The organism is Phormidium pseudopriestleyi FRX01 (assembly GCF_017313335.1).
Classification (GTDB): domain Bacteria; phylum Cyanobacteriota; class Cyanobacteriia; order Cyanobacteriales; family Laspinemataceae; genus Laspinema; species Laspinema pseudopriestleyi.
In genome coordinates this window covers 1-6,266 of record NZ_JAFLQW010000158.1, presented here as the reverse complement: position 1 = coordinate 6,266, position 6,266 = coordinate 1, and the positions used below count along the sequence as shown (strand labels likewise).

Here is a 6,266-nt window from a genome sequence, read left to right as displayed (position 1 = left end):
CTTTACCATAACTTAGACATTTTGTCAAGCTAACGGCTGATGTTTGTCAGTTGTTAAAGGAGTAGGGTGGGCATTGCCCACCAGCACACAAAGGTGGGCAATGCCCACCCTACAATTGCTAGAGGATGTTCTGGTGCGTTAGTCTAGGGATAAATCTATCCACAAAGGCGATATGGATTGGCAACCGGAACAGATACCTGAAAATACCCCGGAAACTCTCGAATTTGCAGAACCTGAAGCGTTACTGCGGTTAGAATTGGTGCCGGTGAGGCAGATATCCTTGGATTTAGAAGTCCTTGAGGATGGGAATTTACCTGTTGCCATTGGGGATATCTCTGTACCCAGTTCCCAGGCAGATGCTGCCGAGATACAGATGCCGCTAATGGAGCAAATCAAGCAGGAACTACAGGATGTTGGGGATGAGGACTTAGAACCGGCGCGGATTCAGGTGGGGTTACTGTTTGTGGGAGTTTCCGCGTTATTACTGATGTCCCTGTTGCTTTATATTACGGCGATGCATCCGGGACTGACAGTGAAGCAGCAGATGCTCAGATATTGGTCTGAATATGTAGGGTTTGTGGGGTTGGGGGTGGCAGGATTGATGATGTTGGGACGCTCAGCGATGCGATCGCCGGATATCTCAGAAGAGGGCGATCGCTAAATCTACCGTTACTCAAACCCCAATTCCCGTTTGAGCATATTTAGGGAGTCAACTCCGATATAATTCTCCGTCTTAAACACCCGAGGGGCGCGAATCATTTCCTCTCGCGCCGCATGGATAGCCCCTCGGACCTTATTATAACTAGGCTGATCACAGATAATCGTATGAGCAGTCCGCACCACTGCATTCACCTTATAGGCGTCATCGGGTTGACTCGTCATCACCAGGACATCTTCTCCGCGCAAACTGTGGATAATCACTTCCGCAACCCGCATAATTCCTAAACTCAAACAAACAATCCCAAAATAACTATTTTTGGGTAAAGTTTTGACTAATTCCATCTCTTCCATATAGTCATAAGTATCAATGGGAATCACTCGAACTGCTTTCGGACCCGCGACTTCTTCTGTTTTATTTAAAAAATAGCGACTCGTGACTACAGTTCCGGTAGGAGTCTGTTCCAGTGCCTTTGAGAGGTCTTCCAGGGGAACCAACTGCACCGGAATTTTGAGTTCTTGTTCAATTTCAAATGCCATTAATTGCCCTGCACCGATATCGTGAGTCGGCGCAGTTACTAATACCCGCGCACTGCATCGTAATCGCCAGTCAATTTCTGTTAAAAATAGCTCCCGCGCCTGATTGAGAGAACATCCCTGTTGCAGCAATTCATCTAAACTGCGCTTCACCGTTTTATAGGCATCGGGATATTTTTGAAACAGGGGAGAAGTCATGCGGACGACTCGTTCTTGGTTTTCGTCGCGCACGTAAATGCCCGAACCCGCTTGAGAGTCTACCAGTCCGAGTTCTTCGAGTTGACGGTAAACTTTAGAGATGGTGTTGCGGTGCAGACCCGTTTGAATCGCTAAAGCGCGGGTACTCGGCAGCTTTTCCCCGGGGGGAATTTGTCGAGAGGCGATCGCGAAGCGGATTTGATTAAACAACTGAGTTGATGCAGGGATTTCGCTTTCGGTCTTGATATGAAACTGAAGCATTCTAGGGACTCCAAGGCACTCGGATTAAACGGTTAGAGATATTCTGCTGCTGACGGGGGTTTGGGAGACGTCGTACCGTTTCAACGACGGCAAGCGTTCTCTCTCTTCTTTTGTATCTAGGAAAAAGCCGGTTTGTCGAGTGGGGGGTCGCCAACCATACCACTCACCCCTTAAGGGGATACTTGTTATGACTGGGCTTGTAAAATCGCGCGGGTGAACTAGGATTGGACTTAAGCCTAGGGTTGGTTGTTCCACGCTTAAGTTGCCTCGGGTTTGAGTAGATTAAGGGGAAAGCACCCTGGAATTTTAGGGTTTAAATTCGGGAGATAAATCGTTGTTCTAAGCCACTGAGTTCTATTTAAGTCTAGCATTTAAGGCGGGGAATCTCATTGAAGATTTTTTAAAGGGAAGTAATTGTTATGCTTGATGCATCTGGGAGAAAAGAGCGATAGAATCATGAGTTGTGACCATCGGTCACGGAGTGCGGTCAAAAGATATCCCTTGCACCCAAGAGCAAAGGAGGCAAAGGAGGAACCCTAGCTATTCTATAAAGTAGGAAGCGTAAAAAGGGGACTCAGGCATGGAAATCAACTCATTTAAGTGCAAGATAGGAGTTAATGGAAAAACCAGGTTGTAACCCAAACTCGTCAAAAAGAATATGGCAGATTTAGAGATAAAAAGCGCTCAGGTCAAAGTGCCGAATGCAGATTTACTGATTTCTGCGTATCTGGCGCAACCCGTGGGAGTCGGTCCATTTCCCGGAATTATCGTGTTTCAGGAAATTTTTGGGGTCAACGAACATATCCAAGCAGTGACTGAGAAAATCGCCAAAATGGGATATGTGGCGATCGCCCCGGCATTATACCAACGCACGGCACCTGACTTTTATGTGGGCTACTCAGAAGAAGAATTGACCCTCGGACGGCATTATAAAGAGCAAACCACGGTTTCAGAACTCAAAAGCGATACCCAAGCGACTCTGGATTACCTAAAAAACCTCCCTTCAGTCAAAACAACGGCAATGGGCTGTATTGGGTTTTGCTTTGGGGGCCATGTGGCCTATCTTGCCGCGACCCTTCCAGAAATTAAGACCACTGCCTCCTGTTATGGAGCCGGAATTGTTAACTGGACCCCCGGAGGCGGTGAACCCAGCTTGAGTGTCACCCCAAAAATTACCGGGACGATCGCCCTGTTGTTTGGAACAGAGGACCCCTTAATCCCCAACGAACAAACAGACCAAATCGAAGCGGAACTCCAAAAACACAGCATTCGTCACCGGGTGATTCGATACCCCGGGGCAACCCACGGGTTTTTATGCGATCGGCGATCGAGCTACAATCCCGAAGCAGCCGTTGATGCTTGGACTCAAATCCAGCAACTGTTCGACGAAACCCTCCAATCCCTGTGAAGGGTTGGAAAAGTATCCCGGGTTATCATAAGCTGGCCGATGAAGCAGGGGAAGTGGCGACGGGGCGATCGCAAAGGGTGAAAATTTTGGCACGATTGGCATGATCAGTATCCAATGGGGCAGGTCGTACATCCGCCAACTTTAACGAAACTGTAATCAAGAGGAAAAAATCATGGTTCAAGGTGTTTTACCGGGTCTGGCGCTTGCACCCCCTGAAACCGAGTATTTTAATGCCGAACTCTATCTGCTTGCCAATCCCGACTTGATCGGACTCAATCCCGACCAATTGCGGACTCACTTTACAGAACGGGGGGTGGCAGAGGGACGTCGCATTATTGTCCCCTTCGATCAAAACTTTTATCGAATTGCTAACCCGGATCTGGCCGGGTTAAATAATCGCGAACTGTTCGATCACTTTATTAATGTAGGTCTCGACCAAGGACGGCGATTTTCTCCGATTTTCGACTTGGATTTTTATCGCAGAAATCTCGAACAGCTCAATCCAGAGATTATTACCCAGATCACTCCCGTTGCTGAACAACCCGTTTCTCCGTTCATTCTTATAGACCCAAATCGTCCTCAACCCCCCTCCCTGAATGAAAACCTGTTCAATCTATTTCTGGAGACTCAGCTAGAAGTTGAGACGGATTTAGATGTGGAGGGTCTTGGGGTTCCGGTCGAAGAACTTAGGAATGTCAGCTTTTCTCCATTTTTCGACCCGATTTTATATCTAAATCAAAATCCAGCCTTAGCCGAAGCGTTTGGTCCCAATAATCGCCAAAAGGCGATCGCTCATTTTGCCCTCTACGGTATTAATGAAAATCGCCGGTCTTCGTTGATTTTTGACCCCAATTTTTACCGAGAAAACAATCCGGATCTCCAAGCTGCGGGATTAACAAATAGCGAACAATTACTCATCCATTATCAACTCAACGGTATTCAGGAAGGACGTCGCCCTTCTTTAAACTTCAATCCTTCATTCTATTTAGCGAATAACCTAGATTTACAGGCGAGAGGGTTAAACCTACCGCAACTGGTGGAGCAATATCTCTTGGAAGGACTCGCAGAGGGACGGCGATCGTCAGAGTATTTTGACCCGATCGCCATTAATTCTTTGCTAATTCCCCAAGCCCCTCCTCCAGGAACACCTCCGGCGACCGATGCACCCCCTCCTGTTTCTTCAGTAACCTTACTTGAGGAGAATTTTGTCAAGTGGAACGTTCCCGTGGGTGGCGTCCTCAGCTACAGTTTCGTAGAAACCGCCAGTGCACTGAGTTATCCGGGTCCTGAAAGCGGCGTGGGGGAAGTCAACGAAGCGATTAAAAATAATGTTCGCCAAATTATGCAGGAGTATGATCAAGTCCTGCCTTTTAGCTTGGTAGAGGTTCCCGATCGCCCCTCGAATAACGGTCAGATCCGGATCTTATTTGCCAACGATCCGGTTTACGCCTATAGCTATGCACCAGGACTGGAAAATGGGGGAGATATCGTACTGAGTCGGAATTATGAAATCGATCCGCAGTTCTCGTTTTCTCAGAGTCCAGGTAATTTTGGCTATCAACGATTGGTTCATGAAATTGGCCATGCTTTAGGATTGAGACAGCCTAATAATTATGCCGGTTTTGCTTTCGCGGAACGGCCCACGTTCCCGGCCCAGGGTCCACGTTTATCCTTTGTCCAGGATAACAATAGCAACACAGCGATGAGCTTCAATACTGCCGGGGTGGGAGTCAGTACGCCCATGCCTTATGATGTTCGAGCGCTGCAGTTCCTGTATGGATTTAGTCAGGGGAATAGCGGGAATGATTTATATCAGTTTGATGGCAATAATTTTATTGGCGTCAAGCAAACGATTTGGGATGCTGGGGGAATCGATACGTTTGATTTTTCTGCGTTACCAGCGATCGGGAGCTACTTTTTTGATATGAACGAAGGGGGGGTCAGTACCAACCAGAGTGCATTGAATGCCTCCACCTACCTGGCGATTAATGATCCGACCCAGTTCCCTTACAGTGCCAGCAGCTATGGGACCTATATTGCCTATGGGACAACCCTTGAAAACCTCCAGGGAAGTCCGGTTAATGATCTGATTTTGGGGAACCCTGCCGCCAATGGGATCAATGGCGGAGGTGGGGATGACATTATTATCGGGGGTTTGGGTCCTGATACTTTGGCAGGGGGTCCCGGTCGAGATACTTTTGTCTATGCACCGGGAGATGGCACCGATCTGATCACGGATTTTAATCCAGGGGAGGATTTTATTGCGTTAGCGGCTCCCTTATCATTTGAGGGAGTTTCCGTTGAAGCTGCTGGTGCCGATACATTGCTGCGAGTGATCGGAACTGGGGAAGTGTTAGGGGTGTTGATGGGGGTTAGCGCCAATACCCTCAGTCGCGCTAATTTTGTCCCCTATGGTTAATGTGGTTTTCCAGGGCTTTAGGCCATAGGTGGGTCTGGGAATTGTTAGTGGCGGCAGCTAGAGTTGCTAAACTGCAAGATTGTTCGTCAGAATTGAGTCAAGGGAGGACAATGAGGGTGTGATCTGGGGGATCAGGTGTTAAAGCGATCGGATAATCCGTTTGGAGGCGATCGCTTTAACGCCAATTTTGACGGGTGCAACCCAAGGCCCAGTTTTTCTAGGAATACGCCGATTCAATCGCTCTAGTTGGCACGGCGATCGGCGACGCGGTGCCAGCGATTTCAACTTCATCTTAATTTTGTTTTTTGTTTTAATCACGATGAATTCTAACTCATCCCGTTCTCAAAAGGCCGAACCTTCTTTTTCTGCTGAGGATTTTGCGAAAGCCCTCGAACAACAAGATTATGACTTTCGTAAAGGTCAGAAGGTCCGAGGTCAAGCGTTTGAATATGTTTCGGAAGGGGCTTATATTGATATTGGGGGCAAAGCGGCGGCTTTTCTACCCATAGCAGAAGCGTCTGTAAAGCCGGTCAGCAATCTGGCGGAAGTGGTACCCCTCAACGAGGAACGGGACTTTTTGATCGTCAGCGAAGCGAATGACGAAGGTCAAGTCAAGGTGTCGATTCGCCAGATGGAATTGAGGAAAGTCTGGGAGCATTTAGCTCAGGTACAAGAGAGTAATGAATCGCTGCCAGTCCGGGTTATTGGTGTGAATAAGGGTGGGGTTACGGTTAATGTGGAAGGGTTGCGTGGTTTTATTCCGCGATCGCACCTCAGTGAGCGGGG

6 protein-coding genes are annotated in these 6,266 nt (G+C 48.1%); 4 read left to right on the top strand and 2 right to left on the bottom strand.

Annotated features, from left to right (window positions below):
* Window positions 1-172 precede the first annotated feature (172 nt).
* Window positions 173-661, top strand: a complete 489-nt coding sequence (locus tag J0895_RS05860; RefSeq protein WP_207087179.1) for a hypothetical protein — start codon at window positions 173-175, stop codon at window positions 659-661.
* Window positions 662-669: 8 nt separating this feature from the next.
* On the opposite strand, the gene J0895_RS05855 is transcribed toward J0895_RS05860, so the two are convergent.
* Window positions 670-1,653: a GntR family transcriptional regulator gene (locus tag J0895_RS05855; RefSeq protein WP_207087178.1), complete on the bottom strand. Its 984-nt coding sequence runs from the start codon at window positions 1,651-1,653 to the stop codon at window positions 670-672.
* Window positions 1,654-2,311: 658 nt separating this feature from the next.
* Between J0895_RS05855 and J0895_RS05850 the strand changes: the two genes are divergently transcribed.
* A complete protein-coding gene (locus J0895_RS05850; RefSeq protein ID WP_207087177.1) occupies window positions 2,312-3,061 on the top strand; it encodes a dienelactone hydrolase family protein in 750 nt (249 codons plus the stop codon).
* Between the two features lie 172 nt (window positions 3,062-3,233).
* Window positions 3,234-5,480 (top strand): M10 family metallopeptidase, encoded by a 2,247-nt coding sequence (locus J0895_RS26265; protein WP_207087176.1) that lies wholly within the window; start codon window positions 3,234-3,236, stop codon window positions 5,478-5,480.
* Window positions 5,481-5,618: 138 nt separating this feature from the next.
* On the opposite strand, the gene J0895_RS05840 is transcribed toward J0895_RS26265, so the two are convergent.
* Window positions 5,619-5,771 (bottom strand): hypothetical protein, encoded by a 153-nt coding sequence (locus J0895_RS05840; RefSeq protein ID WP_207087175.1) that lies wholly within the window; start codon window positions 5,769-5,771, stop codon window positions 5,619-5,621.
* 28 nt (window positions 5,772-5,799) lie between these two features.
* Here J0895_RS05840 and J0895_RS05835 point away from each other — a divergent pair.
* Window positions 5,800-6,266: S1 RNA-binding domain-containing protein (locus tag J0895_RS05835; RefSeq protein ID WP_207087174.1), on the top strand; the 467-nt coding region annotated here is incomplete at its 3' end.

Excerpts from the sequence above, each read along its gene's own strand:
- J0895_RS05860 (WP_207087179.1), top strand. The coding sequence starts at position 173 with ATGGATTGGCAACCGGAACAGATACCTGAAAATACCCCGGAAACTCTC.
- J0895_RS05855 (WP_207087178.1), bottom strand. The coding sequence starts at position 1,653 with ATGCTTCAGTTTCATATCAAGACCGAAAGCGAAATCCCTGCATCAACT.
- J0895_RS05850 (WP_207087177.1), top strand. The coding sequence starts at position 2,312 with ATGGCAGATTTAGAGATAAAAAGCGCTCAGGTCAAAGTGCCGAATGCA.
- J0895_RS26265 (WP_207087176.1), top strand. The coding sequence starts at position 3,234 with ATGGTTCAAGGTGTTTTACCGGGTCTGGCGCTTGCACCCCCTGAAACC.
- J0895_RS05840 (WP_207087175.1), bottom strand. The coding sequence starts at position 5,771 with ATGAAGTTGAAATCGCTGGCACCGCGTCGCCGATCGCCGTGCCAACTA.